25 protein-coding genes are annotated in these 24,515 nt (G+C 63.3%); 14 read left to right on the forward strand and 11 right to left on the reverse strand.

Features of this window, described 5'->3' with window-relative positions; genetic code table 11:
* The first annotated feature begins 3 nt into the window (after positions 1–3).
* Entirely contained in the window at positions 4–603 is a 600-nt protein-coding gene (locus tag MUY37_RS11275) for a TetR/AcrR family transcriptional regulator (RefSeq protein ID WP_499195720.1), read from the forward strand.
* Between the two features lie 4 nt (positions 604–607).
* On the opposite strand, the gene MUY37_RS11280 is transcribed toward MUY37_RS11275, so the two are convergent.
* Positions 608–1,702: a S41 family peptidase gene (locus MUY37_RS11280; RefSeq protein ID WP_499195459.1), complete on the reverse strand. Its 1,095-nt coding sequence runs from the start codon at positions 1,700–1,702 to the stop codon at positions 608–610.
* Positions 1,703–1,766: 64 nt separating this feature from the next.
* The gene (gene ygfZ / locus MUY37_RS11285) at positions 1,767–2,501 is read right to left on the reverse strand and encodes a CAF17-like 4Fe-4S cluster assembly/insertion protein YgfZ (RefSeq protein ID WP_499195460.1); all 735 of its coding nucleotides are present in this window, start codon (positions 2,499–2,501) and stop codon (positions 1,767–1,769) included.
* A gap of 38 nt (positions 2,502–2,539) precedes the next feature.
* On the opposite strand from ygfZ, the gene pyrC reads away from it, so the two are divergent.
* Positions 2,540–3,577, forward strand: a complete 1,038-nt coding sequence (gene pyrC, locus MUY37_RS11290; protein ID WP_499195461.1) for a dihydroorotase — start codon at positions 2,540–2,542, stop codon at positions 3,575–3,577.
* On the opposite strand, the gene rarD is transcribed toward pyrC, so the two are convergent.
* Entirely contained in the window at positions 3,555–4,457 is a 903-nt protein-coding gene (gene rarD, locus MUY37_RS11295) for an EamA family transporter RarD (protein ID WP_499195462.1), read from the reverse strand. The genes pyrC and rarD overlap by 23 nt on opposite strands.
* 184 nt (positions 4,458–4,641) lie before the next feature.
* Here rarD and MUY37_RS11300 point away from each other — a divergent pair, with 184 nt between their 5' ends.
* Together MUY37_RS11300 and MUY37_RS11305 are read left to right on the forward strand one after the other, a co-directional pair.
* Entirely contained in the window at positions 4,642–5,127 is a 486-nt protein-coding gene (locus MUY37_RS11300; RefSeq protein WP_499195463.1) for a glycine zipper 2TM domain-containing protein, read from the forward strand.
* A 217-nt stretch (positions 5,128–5,344) separates the two neighbouring features.
* Positions 5,345–6,055 (forward strand): hypothetical protein, encoded by a 711-nt coding sequence (locus MUY37_RS11305; RefSeq protein ID WP_499195464.1) that lies wholly within the window; start codon positions 5,345–5,347, stop codon positions 6,053–6,055.
* Positions 6,056–6,062: 7 nt separating this feature from the next.
* Here MUY37_RS11305 and astD read toward each other — a convergent pair whose 3' ends face one another.
* A complete protein-coding gene (astD, locus tag MUY37_RS11310) occupies positions 6,063–7,475 on the reverse strand; it encodes a succinylglutamate-semialdehyde dehydrogenase (RefSeq protein WP_499195465.1) in 1,413 nt (470 codons plus the stop codon).
* A 69-nt stretch (positions 7,476–7,544) separates the two neighbouring features.
* Complete coding sequence (locus MUY37_RS11315; RefSeq protein WP_499195466.1) at positions 7,545–8,960, reverse strand: protein adenylyltransferase SelO family protein; 1,416 nt, start codon at positions 8,958–8,960, stop codon at positions 7,545–7,547.
* A 74-nt stretch (positions 8,961–9,034) separates the two neighbouring features.
* On the opposite strand from MUY37_RS11315, the gene MUY37_RS11320 reads away from it, so the two are divergent.
* The 5 genes from MUY37_RS11320 to MUY37_RS11340 all read left to right on the forward strand — a co-directional run bounded on the left by MUY37_RS11320 (position 9,035) and on the right by MUY37_RS11340 (position 14,762).
* A complete protein-coding gene (locus MUY37_RS11320; RefSeq protein WP_499195467.1) occupies positions 9,035–9,901 on the forward strand; it encodes an alpha/beta fold hydrolase in 867 nt (288 codons plus the stop codon).
* A complete protein-coding gene (locus tag MUY37_RS11325) occupies positions 9,898–11,043 on the forward strand; it encodes a glycosyltransferase family 4 protein (protein ID WP_499195468.1) in 1,146 nt (381 codons plus the stop codon). The genes MUY37_RS11320 and MUY37_RS11325 overlap by 4 nt, the downstream gene beginning before the upstream one ends.
* A gap of 102 nt (positions 11,044–11,145) precedes the next feature.
* Positions 11,146–11,961 carry a tetratricopeptide repeat protein gene (locus MUY37_RS11330; protein WP_499195469.1) on the forward strand — a complete coding sequence of 272 codons (816 nt, stop codon included), beginning with the start codon at positions 11,146–11,148 and terminating at the stop codon, positions 11,959–11,961.
* Between the two features lie 42 nt (positions 11,962–12,003).
* A complete protein-coding gene (locus MUY37_RS11335) occupies positions 12,004–13,350 on the forward strand; it encodes an outer membrane protein assembly factor BamB family protein (RefSeq protein WP_499195470.1) in 1,347 nt (448 codons plus the stop codon).
* 65 nt (positions 13,351–13,415) lie between these two features.
* Complete coding sequence (locus tag MUY37_RS11340; protein ID WP_499195721.1) at positions 13,416–14,762, forward strand: methyltransferase family protein; 1,347 nt, start codon at positions 13,416–13,418, stop codon at positions 14,760–14,762.
* On the opposite strand, the gene MUY37_RS11345 is transcribed toward MUY37_RS11340, so the two are convergent.
* Genes MUY37_RS11345 through MUY37_RS11355 form a run of 3 tightly spaced genes read right to left on the reverse strand, consistent with a single transcriptional unit; the run spans position 14,763 to position 17,253 of the window.
* Entirely contained in the window at positions 14,763–15,065 is a 303-nt protein-coding gene (locus MUY37_RS11345) for a putative quinol monooxygenase (RefSeq protein ID WP_499195471.1), read from the reverse strand. It lies immediately after the preceding gene.
* A gap of 19 nt (positions 15,066–15,084) precedes the next feature.
* The gene (locus MUY37_RS11350) at positions 15,085–16,455 is read right to left on the reverse strand and encodes a glutamate--cysteine ligase (protein WP_499195472.1); all 1,371 of its coding nucleotides are present in this window, start codon (positions 16,453–16,455) and stop codon (positions 15,085–15,087) included.
* 42 nt (positions 16,456–16,497) lie between these two features.
* On the reverse strand, positions 16,498–17,253 hold the full coding sequence (locus MUY37_RS11355) for a 16S rRNA (uracil(1498)-N(3))-methyltransferase (protein WP_499195473.1): 756 nt from the start codon (positions 17,251–17,253) through the stop codon (positions 16,498–16,500).
* 242 nt (positions 17,254–17,495) lie between these two features.
* Between MUY37_RS11355 and ubiA the strand changes: the two genes are divergently transcribed.
* The 3 genes from ubiA to MUY37_RS11370 all read left to right on the forward strand — a co-directional run bounded on the left by ubiA (position 17,496) and on the right by MUY37_RS11370 (position 19,380).
* Positions 17,496–18,404 (forward strand): 4-hydroxybenzoate octaprenyltransferase, encoded by a 909-nt coding sequence (gene ubiA, locus MUY37_RS11360; protein WP_499195474.1) that lies wholly within the window; start codon positions 17,496–17,498, stop codon positions 18,402–18,404.
* Between the two features lie 93 nt (positions 18,405–18,497).
* Positions 18,498–18,950: a tRNA (cytidine(34)-2'-O)-methyltransferase gene (locus MUY37_RS11365; RefSeq protein WP_499195475.1), complete on the forward strand. Its 453-nt coding sequence runs from the start codon at positions 18,498–18,500 to the stop codon at positions 18,948–18,950.
* Between the two features lie 79 nt (positions 18,951–19,029).
* A complete protein-coding gene (locus MUY37_RS11370; RefSeq protein ID WP_499195476.1) occupies positions 19,030–19,380 on the forward strand; it encodes an ArsR/SmtB family transcription factor in 351 nt (116 codons plus the stop codon).
* On the opposite strand, the gene MUY37_RS11375 is transcribed toward MUY37_RS11370, so the two are convergent.
* Entirely contained in the window at positions 19,371–19,742 is a 372-nt protein-coding gene (locus MUY37_RS11375) for a VOC family protein (RefSeq protein WP_499195477.1), read from the reverse strand. The two genes, MUY37_RS11370 and MUY37_RS11375, sit on opposite strands and share 10 nt — an antisense overlap.
* A 125-nt stretch (positions 19,743–19,867) precedes the next feature.
* Here MUY37_RS11375 and soxR point away from each other — a divergent pair, with 125 nt between their 5' ends.
* Both soxR and MUY37_RS11385 read left to right on the forward strand, forming a co-directional pair.
* Positions 19,868–20,305, forward strand: coding sequence for a redox-sensitive transcriptional activator SoxR (gene soxR / locus MUY37_RS11380; RefSeq protein ID WP_499195722.1), 438 nt, complete (start codon positions 19,868–19,870; stop codon positions 20,303–20,305).
* A gap of 80 nt (positions 20,306–20,385) precedes the next feature.
* Positions 20,386–21,162 (forward strand): hypothetical protein, encoded by a 777-nt coding sequence (locus MUY37_RS11385; protein ID WP_499195478.1) that lies wholly within the window; start codon positions 20,386–20,388, stop codon positions 21,160–21,162.
* A gap of 118 nt (positions 21,163–21,280) precedes the next feature.
* Here the strand turns inward: MUY37_RS11385 and MUY37_RS11390 are convergent, their stop codons facing one another.
* Both MUY37_RS11390 and MUY37_RS11395 read right to left on the reverse strand, forming a co-directional pair.
* Entirely contained in the window at positions 21,281–21,808 is a 528-nt protein-coding gene (locus tag MUY37_RS11390) for a SixA phosphatase family protein (protein WP_499195479.1), read from the reverse strand.
* 10 nt (positions 21,809–21,818) lie between these two features.
* The gene (locus tag MUY37_RS11395) at positions 21,819–24,455 is read right to left on the reverse strand and encodes an ATP-dependent DNA helicase (protein WP_499195480.1); all 2,637 of its coding nucleotides are present in this window, start codon (positions 24,453–24,455) and stop codon (positions 21,819–21,821) included.
* Positions 24,456–24,515 lie beyond the last annotated feature (60 nt).

A 24,515-nucleotide genomic window follows, 5' to 3' on the forward strand; every position in this document is an offset into this window, starting at 1 on the left:
CATATGGCCACACGCAAACGACTTTCTCATGAGGAATCACGGCTTGCTGCTCTGGCAGCGGCGCGCTCGCTCCTTATCGAGACCGGCCCGCAATCGGTCACGCTAAAGGCAGTCGCGGCGCGAATTGGGCGTACCCATGCCAATTTACTGCACCATTTCGGCTCGGCGGCAGGCCTTCAGAAGGCGCTGGCGGGGCACCTGGCGGGGACCGTGTGCGACACGATTATCGATGCCGTCAGGGCGACCCGGGCAGGGCTGGGTAGCCCGCGCGAAGTGGTCGATCTGGCGTTCGATGCGTTTGACAAGGAGGGTGCCGGGGCGCTCGCGAGCTGGATGATCCTGACGGGCAATGAAGATGCGCTGACGCCGATCGTGGAAACCATTCACCAACTGGTCGACGAGATCGCACCGGAAGAAGCCGCGCATGGCACCGTTCCGATGCAGCTTCACGAAGAAACGCTGGCATTGGTGCTGCTGGCGATGGGCGATGCCCTCATTGGGACGGCACTTTCCCGCTCGCTGGGATTGCCGGAAACAGCGGCGCGCGACCGGGCGGAGCGGATGCTCGTGCGATCGATGGAGATCCCCCCTCCGGCGGGATAGTCTCCTATTCCCGTGGATGTTTCCAGCGCGGCAGTTCGGCAATCTCGGAAAGTTCGCGCTTGGCAAGCGCTTCGTATTCCGCACGCGTCGGCGCGTCGGGTTCGTTCCGGGCGACTTCTGTAAGCGCCAGGCGATAAGCTTCGACCAGCGCCTCCTCGGCTGCGATCGGGTGGTCGGGCTTCACGCCGACATGTTCCCAGTTCGTGCCGGTGACCGGATTGATGGCGCGTCCGGTCGGGATGAAAGCGTAGAACCCATGGCCGAGCGACATCGGCTGGCCGGGATTGGCCCCGCCACCCGTGGTCTCCCCGACCAAGGTCGCGCGTTCCTGCGTCTGGAGATCGTAGGCGAGTTCCTCGCCACCCGAAAACGTATAATCCGACGTCACGACGAAGACGGGTCCAGTATAGCGCGGGGCAGCAGAGCGTACGGTCCAGAAATCGCGTGTGGTGTCCTCAACCCGGTTGTAAATGCTGTTGAGGTGTCGCTCGTCGCCTTGCGCGAAGAAATGACTGGCAAGCTGCGCCACGCTGGCGGGATCGCCGCCGCCATTCGAGCGCAAATCGATGATGATTGCGCTCATCCCCGACAGCATCTGCATGGCAGCCTCGTAGCCGGGGGCGACAAACTCGGTCGGCCCGAAGAAGCGGACATCGAGATAGCCGACATTTCCGGGCAATCGTGCAACGCGGTGGATGCCAAAGGCCTGCATACCAAGCTGCCGCCTGGTTTCGCGAACTTCCTTTTCCGATGGTGCAGCACCCTGTTCTTCAGGCGACATTTCGCGGAAGGACGGGTCATAGCGCACTTGCAAATGTCGATCGTTGCCCGCTTCGCGCAAATCGCTGCGGAGGGCATCGGCGAAGGCCTGCGGTTTGTCGATTTCGTCGTATTTTCCGTTCGCTGAGAGGCGCGAGAGCGTAGCTGCGGCCCTTTCGGCAATCGTGGGGAAGACATAATTGGCGCGCAGCTTCTCTTCCAGCGTCGCTACCACTTCGGCTTTTGCCTCTTCGCTGAACGGTGGATCGGGCGCTTCTTGCGCCTGTACCGCGCCTGCAAGAGTGAGTGGAGCAATAAATGCAGACAGTTTCTTCAGCACGGATGTAACCCTCTCAAATAACCCTTTGTGAAACAGAGCCATTGTGATGGGATTCTGCCCAGTCCTACTCTGCCAATGCCGATTTCAGCCAGTCGGGCGTCATGGCAGGGTCGATTGCATCGAGCCGCAAATGGTCGACCGCCATATCGAATTCCGGATAGGCCGCCTTGCGCCGCTTTTCGGCGGATTGAGCGAGCGGGACCACCATCAGGCGCCGGTTGACCTTGCTGCGCCAGTTCATCCGCGCGGTGTTTTCCTGGCCGATATAGCAGCCTTTGGAAAAGCTGACGCCATTCAGCTCGACCGCATTGGTTTCAAGCCACAGGATATCGCCCAGCTCCGCGCGGGTTTCAGGCACGCCGAGAGCAAGGCGATGTGCCAGCCACGCCTTGTCCGCTGGCTGATCGCCGTCATCCGCCGACGCGAGCCAGCGCTGCCCCAAGGCCGCCAGCCTCGGATCGGACGCACCGCCATCGCCCTGATGCGCCTGCCAGTGGACCGCGACCGAAGGGTCGACCGCAATGGCGATCTTGCGGCGTAGGCGATAAAGCGACAGGCGTTTGGCAAGATCCTCCGCCGCATCCGCCTCGCAGTCGATCAGCAGCTCCCCTTCCGCGCCCGGCCAGACGAGGAAATCGAACAGCGTCTTGCCCTGCGGCGTCAGCAGCCCGGCATAGGCGGGCAGGGGGCCTGCGACATCGTTGGTGACGAGGCCCTGCAGGAAGTCGACAACGTCCTCCGCCGGGTCCTCGGTGGAGAGACGGATTACGGCGCGGTTGGTCAGGCGAGTGGCAGTCATGGGTGACAGATAGGCCGCTCGCCGCCATAGGCAACACCATGGCCGAATCGCTGACAATCCGCCGCCCCGACGACTGGCACCTGCATTTCCGCGATGGTGATACGATGCGCGCGGTGGTGCCGTACACTGCGCGTCAGTTCGCACGGGCGATCGTGATGCCCAATCTCGCGCCGCCGGTCACCACCACCGCACTCGCCGCCGCCTATCGCGAGCGGATATTGGCGGCGGTGCCCGAGGGTGTGGATTTCACGCCGCTGATGATGGCCTATCTCACCGACGAAAGCGATGCGGACGACCTGGTGGCCGGCCATGCGGATGGCGTGCTGACCGCAGCCAAGCTCTATCCGGCGGGGGCGACAACCAATTCAGCCCACGGTGTGACCCATATCGCCAACATCATGGGCGTGCTCGAGCGCATGGCGGAGATCGGCATGCCGCTATGCGTCCATGGCGAAGTGACCACGCCGGACATCGACATCTTCGACCGCGAGGCGGTGTTCATCGATCGTGTTCTCCAGCCGCTGGTCGACCGTCTTCCCACGCTGCGTGTGATCTTTGAGCATATCACCACCATGCAGGCGGTGGCTTTTGTCGAGAGCGCGGGGCCGAATATCGCCGCCACGATCACGCCGCAGCACCTGCATATCAACCGCAACGACATCCTCGTCGGCGGCATCCGTCCGCATATGTATTGCCTGCCCGTGGCTAAACGCGAACAGCACCGTCTGGCGCTGCGCGGCGCGGCGACGAGTGGCTCGGCAAAGTATTTCCTCGGCACCGACAGCGCGCCGCACCATCGCCATGCCAAGGAAAGCGACTGCGGCTGCGCGGGTATCTTCAATGCGCCTTTTGCGCTCGAAAGCTATATCCAGGTGTTCGAGGACGAGGGCGCGCTCGATCGTTTCGAGGCCTTTGCCAGCCTCAACGGCCCGGCCTTTTACGGGCTCGCGCCCAATGAGGGGCACATCACGCTGGAAAAGGTGCCGGTGGAGGTTCCCGCCGAGGTCGACGGGGGCGAGGCGCAGATAGTGCCCTTCCATGCGGGCGAAACGCTCAACTGGCGGCTGGCTTCCTAGACCGGGCCACGAGGTCCCAGACGAAAATCGCGGCGGCCGTCCAGATGAAGGCGAAACAGGCTGCCTGCACGGGTTTCAGCTCTTCACCGAAGACCGTCAGGCCGAGGATGAAGACGATGCTCGGTGCGAGGAACTGGATGAAGCCGAGCGTCGAATAGGGTAGCTTGCGTGCGGCGATGGCGAAGAGCAGCAGCGGAAAAGCCGTCAGCGCGCCGCCCGCCATGATTGCCAGGCTCAGCTCGGTCGACACCGCGAAGGACGAGCCCTGCGTCTGCGCGAAATACCAGGCGACCCCCATGGATGGCAGCAGCAGCAGGGCGGATTCGATGGTCAGCCCGGGGACCGACCCGACATCGACCTGCTTGCGGATCAGCCCGTAGGTCCCGAAGCTCAGCGCCAGCGTCAGACTGATCCACAAGGTCGTCAGCGCGCCTGCGGCGAGCAGGGATACCCCGACCGCTGCGATTCCGACGGCAAGCCATTGCGGCCGGGTCAGCTTCTCGCCCAGCAGCAAGGTGCCCAGCAACACGTTGAGCAGCGGATTGATGTAATAGCCAAGGCTGGCCGCATAGACCTGACCATTCTGGATCGCCCAGACATACACGACCCAGTTGACCGCAATAAGGGCCGCGCTCGCCGCCAGCCAGCCGAGTGTGCGGCGATTGGCCAGCGCGGCGCGCAATGCGGGCAATTGCCTGCGTATCAGCACGATCAGCAGGCACAATGGCAGCGTCCAGATGATGCGCCAGCCAACGAATTCGAACGCGGGAACGCTCTGAACGAGAATCAGATAGAGCGGCAGGAAGCCCCAGATGACATAAGCTCCGAAGGCTGCGGCGAGGCCCGTCCGATCATGCTGGGGTGGGGTGCCTGCGTCCATCGGGGCGCGCTAGGCGGCTGTGGGTAGCCCCGCAAGCCTCAATTCGTCCTCAGCATGACCTCGGCTCGTCGAAAATCGCAAATCTGACGACGCTGTTGCAGTTGGTTCATCTTTGTGGGGTTAAAACTTAACGACATCATCGACGCGGCTGTGGTGGTCAGCCCAACTAATGAAGGACGAACCCATGTCGACGATTCTCAAAACCGTTTCGCTGGCGCTTGCCACATCGGGCCTTGCCCTTGCCATGCCGACAAGCGCGGCCCCGGCGCTGCATGCACCCCAAGGGGTTCATACCACCGTGACCGGCGACATGACCTATGAGCATAAAAAGAAGCGCAAGTATCGTCACTATCGAGATCGTGAGTACCGCGACTATCGGGACTACCGCGATGATCGCCGGTACGAAGCGCGCCCCTATTACATGGGTTACGATCGCCATTATGGCCAGCCAGTCCGTTCGGACACGCGTATCTGGCGCGGGCGTGACGGGCGATATTATTGCCGCCGCGACAATGGCACCACGGGCCTTCTGGTAGGTGCCGGGGTCGGCGCGCTGATCGGTCACGAGGTCGCCGGGCGCGGCGACCGCACGCTCGGCGCGATCCTCGGCGGTGCCGCAGGCGCCTTGCTGGGGCGTACGATCGATCGCTCCAAAACGCGCTGCGGCTGACGATTAGTACGAGTTTCGGCCGTGCCCACCCGCGGTCGGATACCACGGTTCCCACCGAGCCGTGCGGGCGTCGTTCGTTCTCCATGAGGAGGGCGGGCGGCGCCCATTAGCTTTCGCAGCGGTCCATGTCCCGCTATGGTGCAGGCCCTCCCGACAGGCTGGAACCCCGGCGGTTCCGGCTCCTATGCGGGTCTCGTTCCAAGCTGAAGGTCTACCTATGAAACGTCGCCTGCTCGTCTCCGTCCTCCCGATCGTCCTGCTTGCCGGCTGTGGCGACAAGGCAGAGGACGAGGCGGCGGGCGACGCCATGGACCCGGCCAGCGAACAGGCGCTCAACGATGAATTGATGACCGATCCGGATCTGGCCGGCCGCAACGAGGCGAATGCCGCCCTGTCGGGCACTGGCAATGCCGCCATCCCGAATATCGACAAGTCGCCGCGTGCGATCGAGGCTGCACGCAGCCGCGCGGCCGAACTGGTCGGCGGGCATAGCAAACTGACATCGGCCCCGGCTGCCAAGGCGCTGGGCGACGATGCCGCACCAAGCGCCGCGATGGTAGCTGCCGCGCGCGCTGCCGTTGCGCCGGGCGACGCGAATTGCGGCGACAGGGTGAAATATACCTCGGCCTGGGCGGCCAAGCTGCCCGCGGCCTTCCCCGTCTACCCGCGTGGCAATACGCAGGAAGCTGCCGGCACCGACGAAGGCGATTGCGCGCTGAGGGTCGTTTCCTTCCTCACGCCGGTCGCGCTCGACGAAGTGCTGGCATTCTACAGCACGCGGGCGCAATCTGCGGGATTCAGCGTCGAGCACGTCACCAGCGCGGGGGACAATATTCTGAGCGGAACCAAGGGGTCCTCGGCCTATGTCGTCTATGGACGCCGCCTGCCCGAAGGGGTGACCGAGATCGATCTGGTCACCACCGAGTAGGCCGCGCTCAGTCCTCTTTGATGCCCACGCCGATGCTTGCGCGTGGCTGTTCCATTTCGGTGCTGGCGACAGGATAGGCACAGTAATCCGCGGCATAGAAGGCAGCGGGACGATGATTGCCCGAGAGCCCCACGCCGCCGAAGGGCGCCGCGGAGGATGCCCCATTGGTCGGTCGGTTCCAGTTGACGATCCCGGCGCGGATTTCGTGCCAGAACAGTTCGAAATCTTCGGGCTTTCCGCCGATCAGAGAGGCCGAAAGGCCATACCGGGTATTGTTCGCTTCATAGATCGCTTCGTTGAAATCGGCCACGCGGATCACTTGTAAAAGCGGGCCGAACAGTTCGATATCGGGGCGTTCGTGAATCTCGGTTGCATCCAGGATTGCAGGTGACAGGAAGGGCAGCTTCTCGTCGGGCCGCCGCATATGCATGATCGGCTTGCCCCCCCGGCTCATCAGCGCAACGAAGCTTTCGGACAGCAAGTCAGCGGTGCCGTTGTCGATCACGCAACCCATGAAGGGCTGCGGATCGGCAAATGGTTCGTCGACTATCAGCTTTTCCGCCAGCTCCTTCACCGCCGGAACGATTTTGTCGAACATCGAATCGACCACGATCAGCCGCCGCGCTGCGGTGCAGCGCTGCCCTGCGGACGTGAATGCCGATTGTACGATCGTTGCCGCGGCATCGTCGATCTTGGGCGTATCGAGCATGACGATCGGGTTGTTGCCGCCCATTTCCAGTGCGACGATCTTGCCTGGATCGGAGGCCAGCTTGCGATTGATCGCGATGCCCGCCCGCGCGGAACCCGTGAACAGGACACCATCGACCATCCAGTGTTCGACCAGGCCTTGTCCAACGTCGACGCCGCCATGGATGCACTGCACCACGCCTTCGGGGACCTTGGCCTCGTGAAAGCAGCGGGTGAGAAATTCGCCCACGGCCGGCGTTTTTTCGCTCGGCTTGAAGATCACGACATTGCCGGCGATCAGTGCCGGAACGATGTGTCCGTTGGGCAGGTGTGCCGGGAAATTGTAAGGGCCGAGCACCGCCATGACGCCATGGGGTTTGTGGCGGAGCGCGGCGGTCCCCTGCAGGGCGCTGTTCAGCTTCTTCTGGCCGGTCCGTTCGGCATAGGCGGTGATCGATATCTCGACCTTGCCGATGACCGATTCGACCTCGGTGCGGGCCTCCCACAGTGGTTTGCCCGTCTCGCGTGCGATCAGTTCGGCAAATTGTTCGGAATGCTTGCGTACCTGATTGGCGAACCGTCGCATGAGTTCGATCCGCCGACCGAGCGGCTCGCGTGCCCAGTCGCGCATCGCCTTGCGCGCGCGCTCGACAGCAGCGTCGACATTGCCCGATGTGCCGTGCCAGATTTCGCTGCCGGTAGCAGGTTCGGTTGAGACCAGATCGGTCGCCATGGCGCTATTCGTATCCTCTATGTCTCTGTATGCGCGGCCTAAGTGGGAGGTAAGACGCGCTGCGTCAATTCAACTCGACGGGAATGGTCCGGAATGGCCTGCAGGCACGGGTGGTGTGCCATGCGCTTGGCCCATTCTCCGCAAGGCGGCAACCTTTGCGTGAAGGGGCTGCCAATCGTCACCTTCGGCGATGGCGGCCCAGATCGCCTCGACCTCGTCGATCAGCATCGATTGCGGTGCATCGTCATCCCAATAGGGGTGATCGTCTGCGGCCGGTCCATACTCTGCGAAGGCTTCGGCGAGTTCGCCCGATATATTCCTGCCCCCGCGATGCGAAAAGAAAAACGCATCGGGTGCGATGCCGCTTTCGGTCATCGCTTTTTCGCAGGCTCCGACCAGCGCGGTATCGGCTTTGGTGCCGCGCGATTCAATGCCGAGCCGCCAGCACCACCGTCTGCCAACCGCTGCCATGTAGAGAGGCCCAAACCGCTCCATGGCCGCGATCAGCGGCGGTGCCTCGGCAATCGATCGAAGCGCAACGGCTAACTGGCCGCAGTTCCAGTGCAGCGCCTCGGGCTGGCGGCCAAAGCAATAGAGGCCCTGATGATCGAAATAGGCGGCGGTGAAGCGCGGGTCCCACTTTGGCAGAAAACGCCATGGGCCGTAATCGAAGCTCTCGCCCGAAATATTCATATTGTCGGTGTTGAGCACGCCGTGGACGAAGCCCGCGACCATCCAGCTCGCCGCAAGATCGGCAAGGCGTTCGACCACCAGATGCATCAGCCGGACCGCCGGTTCGTCACGTCCGGGCGCTTCCTCGGGCGGGGGCGGGCCTGGGAAATTGCCGAGACAATAATCGACGAGTTGGGCCATATGATCGGGTTCTTCCAGGGCGAGGAGACGCTGGAACGTGCCGATGCGGATATGGCCGTGGCTGAGCCTAGTCATCACCGCCGAGCGGGTGGGGGAGGGTTCGTCACCCCTCCACAATTCCTCCCCGGTTTCGACCACACTGAAGGTTTTCGATGTATCGACGCCCAGCGCTTCGAGCATTTCGGTCGCGAGAATTTCGCGAACGGCCCCTTTCAGAGTCAGGCGCCCGTCGCCTTCGCGGCTCCACGGCGTCTGCCCCGATCCCTTCGTGCCCAGATCCAGAAGGCGTCCCCCGGCGTCGCGCATCTGCGCATAGAGAAAGCCCCTGCCGTCGCCGATTTCGGGATTGTAGACGCGAAATTGGTGCCCATGATACCGCAGCGCGAGGGGATGCTGGAGGTTGCCCTCGAGCGGTTCGAACCGCCCGAACCGAGCGAGCCATTCGTCATCCGACAACCCGGCAAGGCCCACGCTCGCGGCGTGACGATCGTTGCGGAAGCGCAAGACCGTTTTCGGGAAATCGGCGGGCTCCACCGGATCGCCGATCCAGTGCCCCAGTGTCTCGATGGGTGTGTCGGGGCGATAGCTCGCGGCTTGCGGTTCGGCGCGCATACAGCGATAGTGGGCGGCAAGACGGCCCGAAACAAGGGCAGCAACGCAAAGCGACTAAGGTTTTTGCCGCCAGAATGGATACCAGCTATACCGACCGACATTGGCAGAGCGCCGACGGTCTCACCCTTCACTTCCGCGAATATGGCTCTGCCAACGATCGCCCATCGGTCATCTGCCTGCATGGTTTGACGCGCAATGCGCGCGATTTCGATAGTCTTGCGCCCCATATCGCCGGGCAGGGCTGGCAAGTGCTCGTGCCTTCGATCCGCGGGCGCGGCGACAGCGATTATTCCGAGGATCCAGCCAGCTACAATGTCGGGACCTACGCGCTCGATATTCTGGCTCTACTGGACACGGAGCAGATCGACAGTTTCGTGTCGATCGGTACGTCGATGGGCGGGCTCATCACCCTGATGATCGCGGCGACACATCCGCAGCGTGTCGCCGGGACCCTGCTCAACGATGTGGGGCCGGTGCTCGAAACCGCGGGGCTCGACGCGATCAAATCCTATATCGGCCAGGGGCGCAGTTTTCCGACCTGGATGCACGCCGCGCGCGCGCTCGAGGATGTCCATGGCGCCGCATTTCCGAACTTCGGGACCGAGGATTGGATCGTCATGGCCAAGCGCACGCTGACCCTGTGCAATAACGGCCGGATCGCCTTCGATTACGACATGAAGATCGCCGAACCCATTCTTGCGGCAGACGAAGCGGCCGTACCCCCCGATCTCTGGCCCGCTTTCGATGCGCTGGCGGAAAAGCCCCTGGCGCTGCTGCGCGGCGAATTGTCGCAACTGCTTTCGGAACAGGCCTTTGCCGAGATGCAGCGCCGCGCGCCGCAAGCCATCTGCGCCACGGTACCCGGCGTCGGCCATGCTCCCACGCTCGACGAGCCGGAAGCGCGTGTCCTAGTCGACCGGCTGCTGGCGCTGATCGCGTGAGCCGGGCGCGGGGCGGTGCGGTGCCGCACATCCTTCATTTGCAATCCACCTTCGCCCCCGGAGGCAAGGAATTGCGCACCGTCCAGTTGATCAATGCGTTCGGGAAAAAGGCGCGGCATACGATCATATCCGCCGAGCCCGACAGGCTGGGTGCCGCGGACCGGATCGCCAAGAGCGTCGACATTCGCCTGCAACCCGAATTTCCCAGCCTCAAAGGGCGGCCCACGCCCGGGCGATTGCAGAAACTTGCCAAGGCGATGCGCGGCTACGATCTCGTATGCACATACAATTGGGGCGCGATGGACGCGGTCATGGCGCACACGCTGTTCAAGGACTTGCACGGCTTGCCTCCGCTGATCCATCACGAGGACGGCTTCGACGAGAGCGAAGCGAAGAAGCTCAAGATCAGTCGAACCTGGTACCGACGGATCGCGCTGGGCAGGGCAGCCGGGCTCGTGGTCCCGTCCGAGCGGCTCGAGGAAATCGCCCTGGTCGACTGGCAGCAGCCGCTCGGCAGGGTAAAACGCATTCCCAACGGTATCGATACCAAAGCCTTCGCCATGCGTCCCAAAAAGGATGCGCTGCGGCTGATCAAGCATCCGGGCGAATATTGGGTGGGCACGCTGGCCGGCCTGCGTACGGTCAAGAATCTGCCCCGGCTCGTGCGGGTCTTTTCCCAGCTGGCGGACAACTGGCAGCTCGTCATCCTCGGCGAAGGGGAGGCGCACGATGCCATTCTGGCGGAAGCCGACCGGTTGCAGATCAATCACCGTGTTCACCTGCCGGGAGCAGTCGACGATCCTGCGCGGGTCATCGGCCTGTTCGACATTTTTGCGCTATCGAGCGATTCCGAACAGTTCCCGCTATCGGTGGTCGAAGCGATGGCGGCGGGGATTCCCGTTATTGCCCCCGCTGTGGGCGACATTGCGGGAATGGTGTCCGAGGCCAATGCGGAGTTCATTGCACCACCGGGCGACGAAGAAGAACTGGGCATGGCATTGGTCCAGCTCGCCGTGTCCAAAGAGCTTCGCAAGGAAGTCGGCGAGGCCAATCGGGCGAAGGCAGTTGCCGAATTCGACGAGGCGAAAATGGTTGCGACCTATCGCCGTCTCTATTCGAGTGCGATGCGCATTGAGCTGTAAGGTGTTTCAGGCAGCATTCACGCGGGCGGGGACAGGCTTAGCCGACCATTGCCCTCGACCTCGCCTGTCCGTAAAGAGCCGCGCAAACCGATACCTATCCAGATGGAGCCCGCCGCCGTGGCCCTGACGCCCAAGAACCAATTGTCCCGTGAAGAAAAGCGCGCCAAACAGCAGAGTGCCGAGCAGGAGGCCTTGCTGCGCGAGGTCGACGATGCCGTGCGTCAAGGCGATGCCGAGGAATTCCTCGATAAATGGGGCAAGCCGCTGCTCGGCTTGCTGATACTGGGCTTGGCTGCCTTCGGTGGATACCTCTATTGGGACGGCCGCCAGGAAGCCGCGATGGAGCGCGATTCCGAAGCGCTGGTGGGTGCGCTCGACCAGATACAGGCGGGCAATATCGGCAGCGGGTTCGACCGGCTGGAAGACCTCGCTGGCAAGGAAGGTGGCGGTGCCGCGGCCGCGGCGGCAATGATGCGCGCCGGTATTGCCGAACAGCGCGGCGATACCGAGCAGGCGGTAAACCTGTTCGAAAGTGTCGCGGGCAACGAGGACGCTGCACCTGCCATGCGGGACCTCGCGCGGCTGCGGGCGATTGCAATCGATTACGATAGCATGGAAAGTGCCGAGATTATCGCTGCTCTCAAACCGCTGGCGGTGCCGGGCAAGGCCTATTTCGCGAGCGCCGGTGAACTGCTCGCCCATGCCTATCTCGATCAGGGCAAGCGCGACGAGGCAGGCACCCTGTTTGCTCAGATCGCCAAAGACGAGGAAAGTCCGGAATCGATCCGGTCGAGAGCGCGTCAGATGGCAGGCGTATTGGGCGTCGATGCGATCGAGGATGTAAACGAACTGCTCGAAGAGCAAAGGGTCGAACGCGGCGGGGCCGATGGCGAAGGCGCCGCGGTCGCAACCGAATAAGGCCGACTGCGGCCCTTCAAGATTTACGGAACGAGGATATAGATGAAGCACCGCACAAACTTTACGCGAACGGCATTTGTCGCGGTTCTGGCCGCAGGCCTCGGCGCTTGCAGTGGCGGCCTTTTCGGCGGCGGCGACAACAAACGGGTCACGCCGACCATGGGTGAACGCCAGCCGATCCTTTCGCGTATCCAGACCGGCGCCGAAGTCGATCCGGCGCTGGCCGGGGTTTCGGTCGTCCTGCCGCCGGCACAGTCGAACGACGTCTGGGCGCAGGCGGGAGGCAACGCCACCAAGTCCTATGGCCATCTGGCTCTGGGGGCGTCGCCTACGCGCGTGTTCACGGTCAATGTGGAAGGGGCCACCAATCGCCGTCGTCTCGGCGCATCACCGGTCGTGGGCAATGGCATCCTGTTCGCTGTCGGCGGAGACGGGAGGCTGTCCGCCTTCGATGCCCAGACTGGTGCGCAGCGCTGGACCTACGATCCCGGGTTGGAAAGCGACCTCAAGCCGTCCGCCTTCGGTGGCGGGGCAAGCTACGATGACGGCAAGGTCTATATGACCGATGGCGCTGGCGATGTGATCGCGCTCAATGCAGCCGATGGGTCGGTGCTATGGAAGGTCAAGCCGTCCGGCCCGCTGCGCGGATCGCCGACAATCGCCTTCGGTTCGGTCTTCGTGATGACCCAGGACAACCAGATCTTCGCGCTCGATGCTGCCGATGGTTCGATCCAGTGGCAGGAGTCGGGCTCGTCCACTCAGGCGGGGGTTTTCGGCGTGGCAGCACCGGCTGCGGGACAGGGGACCGTCATCGCGGGCTACAGTTCCGGGGAACTGATCGCGCACCGGTACGAAAACGGCCGAACGCTATGGGCGGACGCGCTTGCCCGCACCTCGATTTCGACTTCGGTCGGTTCGCTGACCGATATCGATGCCGATCCGATCATCGACAATGGCCGCGTTTACGCGCTGGGTCAGGGCGGTCGCATGGCAGCCTACGAACTGGTCACCGGCCAGCGCATCTGGGAACTCAACCTTGCCGGGATTTCGACCCCCGCCATTGCGGGCGAGTGGATCTTCGCCCTGACCGACGATGCGCGTCTGCTGGCCATCGCCCGCACCACGGGCAAGATTCGCTGGCTGACCCAATTGCCGCGCTGGCGGAATGAAGAGGACAAGAAAGGGCCGATCTTCTGGTCGGGCCCGGTGCTGGCCGGCGGCAATCTGTGGGCCGTGAATTCCGAAGGGCATGTCTACAGGATCAGTACGGGCGAAGGCTCAGCCAGCCTGTTCACCGATCTCGACCAGCCGATTTCGCTCGCGCCGGTCGTTGCGAACAATACGCTGTATATCCTCGACGACAGCGGGCGGATTACCGCGTTCCGCTGATTTTCATGCTAGCATGGCCACTGTGTTAACCAACACCGGTTAAGCAAGGCACGGTCATGAGCGCGATGAAGCATGCACCCCAAGCGCGGCCGAAGAGCGATGTCTCTTCGGCCGTCGGACTGGTGGGGCTTGCCGGGCTATTCGCCTGGGTCGCCTTCGCGCGCGCATTTCCCGATATCGCCGAGGCTTTCGGTTGGGCGGTGCCCCGCGATACGCTGGGGGGCAGGAATTCGGCGCTGGTTGGCCTGCTGGCCGCCGCGATCCCGATGGCGGCATGGTCGATCTTCGTCGAAAAGGTCCATCTTCGTCCCTCGACGGGCCTCGACTGGTCGTTGCGGCGGACGCGCAGGCCCGACCGCGGCGTCACCTGGGTAAAGCTGGCCGGCTTGTGGGCGACCTGGGCCATCATCGCCGGCCTTTATTGCCTGTCCCGCTGGTATTGGGAAGGGCAGTATGTTTTCTCGATGCAGGTGCTCGGCTATGCAGCACTCCCGCTGGTGGTTCTTTCGATACCCTATGTCTTCTGGATCGACCGCGCTCTGGTGAACCAGCGCGACCATGCCTGGCACTTCGGCGCGCTGCTGCTGATGCGACCCGGCTGGGACCTGGCAGAGGTGAAGAAGCACTGGCAGATCTGGATCATCAAGGCCTTCTTCACCGCCTTCATGATATCCATCATCCCGTTTGCCTTCCGCACGATCGTAAACGCCGATCTCGCGGAGGTCGCTGCGCGCCCCGAACGCATTGCGCTGACAATCATCGAGGCGATGTTCATGATCGATGTGATGATCGGCACGGTGGGCTATATCGTAACCATGCGCCCGCTCGATGCGCATATCCGCTCGGGCAACCCGTTGCTGGGCGGCTGGGTGGCGGCGCTCATCTGCTACCCACCCATCGTCTGGGGCATTCTCGGCGGCGGCAAGGCGATCAATTACGAGTTCGAGACGGCTGGCTGGTTGCACTGGATGGCGGGCAACGACGCGCTGATCGCACTGTGGGGCGCATTGCTTGTCTTCCTGACCGGCATCTATGCCTGGGCGACCTTCGCTTTCGGTCTGCGGTTTTCCAACCTCACCTATCGCGGCGTTCTGACCAATGGCCCCTATCGCTTCACGCGGCACCCGGCCTATGTTTCGAAGAATCTGTTCTGGTGGGCCGCCATTTTGCCTTTTCTCGTCACCAGCGGTTCGATCGTTGAGGCGATCCGCAACTGCTTCTTCCTCCTGGTGGTCAATGCCATCTATTTCTGGCGGGCAAAGACCGAAGAGGCGCATCTCCTCGCCGAGGACCCCAAATATCGCGAATATCACGCCTGGATGGCACGGCACGGTCTTCTGACCGCACCCCTGACGAAGCTGTGGAGCCGCCTGAAGCCGCGCCCCGGCATCGCGCCGCAACCCGCCGAATAGTCAGCCGAGCGGTTGGCCCTCGTCGGTCTCGTACACCCTGAGATCGCGTGACTGCGGCGGATTGGCGGCCATCACCTTCTGGAACTCGGCCATGTGCTCCGATTGGCCATGCGTATCGAGCGCGTCGCGATCACGCCACCTTTCGAACAGTATCAGAGTGTCGGGATCGGCTATGTCGCTGGCGAAGGTATAATCGAGGCAGCCATCTTCAGCGCGGCTGGCGCGCACCATCTCCACGATTGCCTTGCGTGTGGCGGCATCGATCGGACGCCCCAGCTTGATCGTCCCGTTGATCTGGATCACTGCGTGTCTCCCTCGGCTCTCAGAAGCTGTATTCGTAAATGCGCGAAATATCGCCGCCCCAATCCCCGTGATAGCGGTCGAGCAGGACCTGCGCCGGCACTTTGCCACTGGCGACGATCTCGTCGAGCGTTTCGAGAAAGCCGGTTTCGTTATCGCCCGATGTGTTGAGGCGACCGCGTGCAGCGAGGCCCGCGCGGGAGATTGCCAGCACTTCCCTGGCGAGATCGATCAGCTTGCCGCCACCCGGGATCGGGGCATCGAGCGCGAGCTTTGGCACGGCGTTGCGCAATTCCTCGCGCTCTTCCATCGTCCAGTGCTTGACCAAATCCCATGCCGCATCGAGCGCGCTCTGTTCGTAGAGCAGGCCGACCCAAAAGGCGGGAAGCGCGCAGATCCGGTTCCACGGGCCGCCATCCGCGCCGCGCATTTCGAGAAAGCTTTTCAGCCGCACTTCGGGAAAGGCGGTGGAAAGGTGGTCCCACCAATCGCTTTCCGTGGGTTTTTCACCTGGGAGCACTTCCAGCTTTCCGTCGAGGAAATCGCGAAAGCTCAGGCCTGCCGCATCGATGTATTTCCCGTCGCGGAAGACGAAATACATCGGCACGTCGAGCATGTAGTCGACCCATCGCTCGTAGCCGAACCCGTCCTCGAAGACGAAAGGCAGCATGCCCGTGCGATGCGGATCGGTATCGCTCCAGATATGCGAGCGGTAGGACAAGTAACCGTTGGGTTGCCTTTCGGTGAAAGGTGAATTGGCAAACAGGGCAGTGGCGAGCGGCTGGAGCGCGAGGCTGGTGCGGAACTTGTGCGCCATGTCCGCTTCGGAAGAATAGTCGAGGTTGACCTGGATGGTGCAGGTGCGCAGCATCATGTCGAGGCCGAGACTGCCCACGCGCGGCATGTGCCGCATCATGATTTCATAGCGCCCCTTGGGCATGATCGGCAGCTCTTCGCGTGTCTTGTCGGGCCACATGCCAAGGCCGATGAAACCGACCCCGAAGCGTTCGCCCACTTCCTTGACCTGCGCGAGGTGGCGGCCGGTCTCGGCGCAGGTATCGTGCAGGTTCTCGAGCGGGGCGCCGGACAATTCGAGCTGACCGGCAGGCTCGAGGCTGACCGTGCCGTCCTCGCCCTTCATCGCGATGACCTTGCCGTTCTCCTCGATCGGCTCCCAGCCGAACTCCCGCAGGCTCAAGAGGATATCGCGAATGCCACCGGGCTCGTCATAGCTGAGCGCGCGGTGTTCCGTGCAGCAATAGACGAGCTTTTCGTGCTCGGTACCGATTCGCCATTTGCTTTTCGGCTTCTCGCCGCGTTGCATCGGGGCGACCAACTGGTCGCGATTTTCGATGACGGGATCTTCCGCCCCTGACGTCTCACGCGTGCTCATGACGCGTGGCGATAGGCAACCGAACCTTGCGAGGAAAGGAAATTAATCTTCGTCGAGCCAGTCGCCGGCCTCTGCCATCCACACCGCCATGCCCGCGATCGCCGCTGTTTCACCACGCAGAATGCGCGGGCCGAGGCTGATGGCGACCGAGGCGGGGTGGGCACGGATGGCGGCGCGTTCGGTATCGTCGAACCCGCCTTCGGGGCCGACCAAGAGCGCTGCCGGGCCTTCGGCATAGCAGAAGGCATCGGCTGCGGGTTCGCCGCCTTCCTCGTCGGCGAAGAACAGGTGGCGTTCCTGCGGCCAGTCGCGCAGCAGCGCGTCGAGCTTGGCCACTGGGGCTATTTCGGGCAGTGCTGTGCGCGCGCATTGCTCGGCCGCCTCGGTGATGATCATGTCGGCGCGGTCGGCATTGAGCTTGTCTGCGACGCAGCGGCGGGTCACGATCGGCGCGATGCGCGCGGCGCCCAGCTCGGTCGCTTTTTCAAGAACAAGGTCGAAACGGTCTTTCTTGAGCAGCGCAGGGCAGAGCCAGAAATCGGGCACCGGTTCGCGCGGGCGCAGATGCTGCTTGGGTTGGAGCGCGACATGGCGCTTGCCTGCCTCGACCACTTCGGCAGCCCATTCCCCGGTGATATCGTCGCACAGGATCACGGCGTCTCCCGGGGAAACGCGCATTACTTTCGCGAGGTAATGGGCTTGATTGCCTTCGACCTGCACTGCGGCATTGGCAGAGAGTTCCTGCTCGACGAACAGGCGCGGGGCGCTCTTGGGGGGCCAGGCGGGGGTGGCAGGCATGAAGCTGCGGTAGCGTTCGCGCGTGCGCGCGTCACCCTTTCGATCGACGGTTTCCTACGCGCGCATTATCTGGCACCCGTAATTTAGGCATAGCCGTGCCTCGGACATCAGCACCCGCCCCCCCCCCGGTGCGCGTGTGTGTCACCCCTGAAGTCGGAACTCAGATCGTTGAATAATAACATGTATTTTGGAAATTTCACGGGTGACAGCGTGTCACCTTTGTCAACCGGATGCGGGCTGGCATGACCGGCACAGGCGATGTCGTTCCCGACAGCGAGCATCGCGGCCTTGTCGCGCGCCTGCCACAGCTTCCCCGCGATCTTGCGCAACTGGCGCGGTTCGACCGGCCGATCGGCTGGTGGCTGCTGTTCTGGCCCTGCGCCTGGGGCGTGTGGCTGACAGGAGCAGGGTGGCAGCTCGAACTGCTGGGCTGGATGCTGCTCGGCAGTATCGCGATGCGCGGGGCGGGCTGCGTCTATAACGATATCGTCGATGCCGATCTCGACCGGAAGGTGGCGCGCACCGCCGTGCGACCGGTGGCCAGCGGCCGTATCTCCAAGAAGCTGGCATGGGGTTGGCTGGCAGCCCTGTGTGCCGTGGGCCTGCTGGTGCTGTTGCAACTGCGGCCGCTGGCACAGGGTGTAGCACTCGCCAGCGTGGTGCTGGTCGCCGCTTACCCCTTCATGAAGCGCATCACCTGGTGGCCGCAGGCCTGGCTCGGCCTGGTGTTTACCTGGGGGCTGTTGGTGGGCTGGACCGAATTGCGGGCCGACAATTGGGACGCGCTCCTGGCCATGTATGCGGGCTCTGCGCTCTGGGTAATCGGCTACGACACGATCTACGCGATGCAGGACCGCGAAGACGACGCGCTGGTGGGCATCCGGTCGAGCGCCTTGCGACTCGGGAGACGCGTGCAGGGCGGCGTGGCGGTGTTTTATGGCGGAGCGGTCGCGCTGTGGGCGCTGGCTTTCTGGCTGTATCGTGCCGACTGGATTGCGCTGCTTGCTCTGCTTCCCGCCGCCGGGCACCTGGCTTGGCAGGTGGCAACGCTCGATGGCGGGGATCCGGGCAATCCGCTCGACCGCTTCCGGGCCAATCGCTGGACCGGCGCGCTTGTCGCCGCGGCCTGTTTCGTAGTTGGAAATGCCTGATGCTCGCGATTTTCCCTGTGTCCGAATTGCTTGAAAACGGTTGCGGCGAATGGCCGGGCCGCGTTGTAATATCTGCGCGGAAGGCCTGACCCGATGCGCGTCGCAATGTTCGAACCCGAAATTGCCGGTAATGTCGGCGCAGTGATGCGGCTTTGTGCCTGTTTGGACGCGCGCCTCGATCTGATAGAACCAATGGGGTTCGTGTGGGATGATCGCCGCGTGCGCCGCGCGGCGATGGATTACATCGATCACGTCGAAGTGGTGCGTCATGCAGGCTTCGAGGCTTTCTACGGGACTCTGGGCGAGGGGCGTTTGGTTCTGTTCACCACCAAGGCGAGCCAGTCGGCTTACGACTATACCTATTCTCCCGACGACGTGTTGCTGTTCGGCAAGGAAAGCGCGGGCGTTCCCGACCGTGTGGTCGAGGCGAGCGACGCGAAAGTGCGCTTGCCGATGCGTGCGGAGGTCCGCTCGCTCAATGTCGCGACCAGCGCGGCGATCGCATTGGCGGAGGCACTGCGGCAGACCGGTACGCTCCCGCGCTAGCGCCCCACAGTGGACAAGTAGCCGCAGTCGGGCACCCGAAACTTGAGCGACTCGGCAGGGGTTTCTTAACCTTGCCGCCATGACCGACACTTTCGTCGCCCTGTCCGATCCCACCCGCCGACTGCTGCTCGACCGGCTGAGCGAGGAGGGCGGGCTGACCTTGTCGGACCTATCGGAAGATCTGCCGATGACACGCCAGGCGGTGGCCAAGCACCTCGCCGTGCTCGAGGCGGCCGAACTGGTCGCCTCCGAGCGCGACGGGCGTTGCAAGCGGCACTATCTCAACCCGGTGCCGCTGGCGAAGATGGCCCGCCGCTGGCTGGGACGTTTCGAGGACGTGCCGCTGGCGGCGATGTCCGGCTTTCACGGGGCTGCAGGCGGGGCTCGCGCGGCGCGAACAGAGGCTCGCGCAGGATCGGCTCATTCATAGCTGACCACCTCGAATTCGATCCCGTCCCAGTCCAGGAAATAGAACCGGCGGCCAGGCTCGTAATCATCGTGACCGAAGGGTTCGAGATCATGCGCGATGACGATCTTCTCCGCTGCATCGAGATCGTCGACGGTGAAGGCGACGTGGTTAAGCGGCTGGCCCTTGCGATAATCGCCCTTCACATGCTCGCCCGTGTAGAGAGCGATGTAGTCGTGAGCTTCTCCGACATGGATCGTCCGCCCGCCTAGCTGCGACTGGCCGCGCCAGCGTTCTCTCCAGCCGAGCAGGTCTTTCAGCAGGTCGGCGCTGCGATCGGGATCGGTGACCGAAATATTGGCGTGTTCGAGGCGTCCTGTAACCATGGTGCATCTCCTTGTTCGGGGCGGCGAGCCAGAACCCGGCCAACCGCCCGCATTTGCGATGCCCGTACCTATGCAACTTCAACTTCACTTGAGGTCAAGCTCTAAAAACCCTATCAGTGAGATCGATGGACTCGAACGACCTTCTCAGCATTGGCGATCTCGCGCGCCGCACCGGCCTGTCGGCCTCAGCCATCCGCTTCTACGAGGACAAGGGGCTGATTCAGGCACAGCGCACCGCGGGTAATCAGCGCCGCTTCCTGCGCAGCGACATCAGGCGGCTGAGCTTCATCCTGATCGTGCAGAAGCTCGGCCTGTCGCTCGAGGAAATCGGCGACCATTTGCGCAGCCTGCCGCAGGGCCGCACGCCGTCGAGCTTCGACTGGTGGAAGATCAGCGAGGCGATCCGCGAAAGCCTAGACCGCCGGATCGCGCAATTGCAGGCTCTGCGCGACAATCTCGACGGCTGCATCGGCTGCGGCTGTCTGAGCCTGAAAACCTGCAAGCTCTACAACCCCGACGACATCGCCGCCGAGGGCGGGCCGGGGCCGCGGGTGCTACGGTGATTGCGCATGGCTCGATTGCGAACGTAACATGGCCGCGTCAGGATCGAAGCGATCTGTTCCATATCTCGTGAGGTCTACCAGTGAAGAAAGTGGTGTTTTTGTCTATCGCGTTGCTACTGGCGAGCGCTTCCCAAGCCGACGATGGTAACGAGACGACTACCGCAAAAAACGCCCGCTCAATCGTTCATGCGATCCAAAATGGCGCTGATCTGTCCAGTACAGGTTTGGCTCTCCTTTTGGATGAAGTCGAGTTGGCCGAGCTTGCACATTTAAAAGGCTGTTCCGCTTCGCTTGGAGAAGAAATCCGGACGAATCTGGTGATCTATAATTGGGAATGTAGTGATAGCCCGATTGGCGTTGAAGGCGGCGAGGAGCTGAAACGCACCACAACATTGCGCTTCCAGGACGATGGTGCGCTGTTCGCCCTCGCGGTCAATCCGACCAAAGCTAGCTTTGCTCCAACGGAGGCTGGTCTTACGATTGAAAAAGTGCCCTCACGAGATGAGATGGCCGAGAATTTTTCGAACGCAGTGATCAGTGGTGAAGATGCAACCTTGGGTGGGGTGATTCCGCTGACGGCAAGTCAAGTGCGCCAACTTGATAGCTACGCTGGGGCAACTTTTAATATCATCAAGCCGATGTCTCGGCGCGAAAGACGAAAGGCGCGTGAAGTGATTGGCCCACGAGCGACCTTCTACGAGCGCCCTCAGGACGGGATTGATCTCACTCTCAAGATGGATAGAGCGCGAGGCAATGAAGACAAGCATGTAACGCTCTACTTTGATCGGAATAATCTGCCGATCGGCGTCCATATCGAATCGTCGCTCCTTGCTATCGCGCCACTTCCCGATCGATGATAGCCGATAAGCCACTGCTTCGAATTGATTGCGGGACAACCGAGATCCGGTGTCCGCGTCCAGCGCAAAAGCCGCAGGATTCTGGCAAACGCAACGCTTCCGGCAACGGTAACGGTCGTCAATACTCAGGCCCAAGCTCCGGATCGAGGTCGCGGGGTCGTGCGAAATGCACCAGCACGCCGCAGCCGTCGCGCAGGTCGCTCCACTCCTCGATATCGAGTTCGAACACGGCAAAGGCGGCGGTGGGGAACTTCACCTTCGCCTCGTCGTAGAGCGCGTTCTCGTTTTTGGGCGCGACCAGTTCGAACAGCATGTCGCCGAGGCCTGGGTTGTGACCCGAAACCAGCAGGCTCTCGCCATCGCCGCCCTTTTCGCGGATTACGTCCATGATCGTGTCGGTCCCCGCAAGATAGAGCCGTTCGTCCCATTGCGGTACGAAGGCGGGAAGCGCCGCAGCCAGCGTTTGCTTCACACGTTCGGCGGGGCTGGCGACCAGCGTGTCCCAGTCTACGCCATGCGCGCGGATATGCTTGCCGATCACCTGCGCCCCGCAGCGCCCGCGATCGTTGAGCCCGCGATCGAAATCGCGCTTGTCGCTCTGCCCCCAGTCGGACTTGGCATGACGCAGCAGGCCAAGAATCTTCATGCGCGCGTCTTCACTGGGGCTGGGTCTCCGCTGCCATCTGCTCGGGGCTAACAACACCCTTGGCGACGCGCTGTAAAGCCTCTTCGAGTGTCAACCGCGTGACGGGCGTGCCGTCGGGAAAGGCGGAAAGCAACCGGCTGGGGAAGGCGGGCGAAAGCATGACGAAATGGCCCGAATCCTCGCGCGTGCGGATCAGCCGCCCGAAGGCCTGCGCGAGGCGGGCGCGGATGATCCGGTCGTCATAGCGCTGGGCACCGCCTTCCTGATCTGCGGCAGCGGCGCGGCGCGCGCGATGAAGGATGGTGGGGCGCGGCCAGGGCACGCTTTCCATCACGACGCAGCGCAAGCTTCGACCGGGTACGTCGACCCCGTCGCGTAGCGCGTCGGTGCCGAGTAGGCTGGCGTGTGGATCGTCGCGGAAGATATCGGTCAGCGTGCCGGTATCGATCGGATCGACATGCTGGGCATAGAGCGGCAACCCCGCCCGCGCGAGCCGGTCGGCAATCCGGCCGTAGACCGCGCGCATCCGCCGGATCGCCGTAAACAGGCCGAGCACGCCGCCATCGGAGGCCTCGATCAGGCGAGCATAGGCCCCCGCGAGTGCGGGAATATCGCCGCGCCTGATGTCGGTGACAATCAGCACCTCGGCGCGGCTGGCATATTCGAACGGGCTGTCCGCCTGCGCGGTCTTGGGCAGCAATTCGAGATGCGGCGCGCCGCTTTTGGTGATGGCGTGAGCCCAGTCGGGGCCGCTCTCGTCGCGGTCGGTCAGCGTGGCGCTGGTCAGCATCACGCCATGTGCCGGTTCGAGCACCACCTTTGCGAAGGGCTTCATCGGATCGAGCCAGTGGCGGTAGAGCCCGACATCGAATTCACGCGCATCGCTGCGATCGACCTGCAACCAATCGACGAATTCGGGATCGGCCGGGCCGCCCAGGCGCGCGAGCAGCGCTTCCCATGCGGCGATCAGGTCGATCCTCCAGGCCAGAGAATGGCGCGCCCCCTCGATCCGCGCGCGGCCCTGGCCATCGAGCCAGTCGGGCGCGTCTTCGAGGACCGCCTCGAGCCGACCGGCGAGTTTGAGGAGTGGCGCACGGATGGAGGCGAGGGCCTGCGCCGCCGTGCCTGCCGTCTCGACCAGCTCGCCCGGAAGCTGGGCGGTTTCGGTTTCGATGCCATAGCCCGCCTCAAGCCCTTTTTCGTCGCGCGCGAAGGTGGTCGCGCGTACGACGGCGAGGAGTTCTTCCAGCGGCCCGATAGGCGAGCCTTCCGCCAGACGTCCGAGCCAGCCATCGGAGGGCAGGGCATGCGCTGCCTCGACCGCGTCTTCCACCGCCTCGCCGCCCGCATCGTCATAGCTGGCGACATCTGCGAGCCGGGCGGACAGGCCCCGGCGCCGACCGCGGCTGTTCTTTTCCGGCCCGATGATCCAGCGCCTCAGCTCGATTGCCTCCTGCCCGGTCAGCGCGGCGGAGAACGTGCTGTCGGCAGCGTCGAAGACGTGATGCCCCTCGTCGAAAACGATCCGCGTCGGGCGTCCGTTCGCATCGCGCCCGCGAGCTGCATTGATCATCACCAAGGCGTGGTTGGCGATCACCAGATCGGCCTGGGCGGCATTGCGCGCGCTACGCTCGATGAAGCACTTCCGGTAATGCGGGCAGCCGGCATAGACGCATTCGCCGCGCTGGTCGGTCAGCGCGGCGATCCCCCGTTTGCGGAACAGCGTGCCGAGCCAGCCCGGCAGATCGCCGCCGATCATATCGCCATCCTGGGAGTAGGCTGCCCAGCGCGCAACCAGATGCGCGAGAATGGCGGGGCGACCGGTAAACCCGCCCTGCAGCGCGTCTTCCAGATTGAGCAGGCAAAGGTAGTTTTCCCGACCCTTGCGCACGACCACCGGCGGCGAACCGTCGGCGCGAGTATTCGGCCACGCTCGCCTGCTTTCCTGCCGCAACTGGCGCTGGAGGTTCTTGGTATAGGTCGAAACCCAGACGGTCCCGCCCGACCGTTCCGCCCACAGCGAGGCGGGCGCTAGATAGCCCAGCGTCTTGCCGATGCCGGTGCCGGCCTGCGCCAACAGGAGGTGGGGGCGTTTCTGCCTGTCGCGCGGGCTGAATACGCTGCCCGCATCGCGCGCGAACAGCCTTTGCCCCTCGCGCTTTTCCGCGCCTTCGCCGGTAAGCCGTTCAAGGTGCGCCTCGATCTCGGGCTCTTCGATCAGAACCTGCGCCGGTTGCGCTCGTTCGGGGGCCTCCTCCCACTCGGGCAGCCGCGAGAAGAGCCACTTTTCGGCGCGTTGCGGTTTCCTCACATGCGGAGCGAGCACATTTGCCCAGGGCCAGCGCAGCCGCGCGAGCGATTGCAAGCTCGACCATGCCCCTTCGCGCTGTTCCCAGTCCTCGCTCTCGCAGGTTGCAACCAACGCGCCGGCGGCCTGCTGGAGCAGCAGGGGTACGGCAGCATCATCGGTCGGTTCGTCGAGGCCTAGCGCGTGGGCAAGCCCTTTGGGCGTGGGAACGCAGAACCGGGCCGGATGGACGAACGCGAAGAGTTCCAGCAGGTCGAGGCCAGACAGGTCGGGATAGCCCAGCCTGCTTGCCACCAGCGGAGCATTCATCAGCAATTGAGGCGTGTCGGCAGCCGCCATCACCGCCTCACCTTTGGAGCAACCCCGCGTCGGCCCGTTCGGATCGCGCAGCCAGGTTCC

This window comes from Qipengyuania sp. ABI-127-1 (genome assembly GCA_022953095.1).
Lineage (GTDB): Bacteria > Pseudomonadota > Alphaproteobacteria > Sphingomonadales > Sphingomonadaceae > Qipengyuania.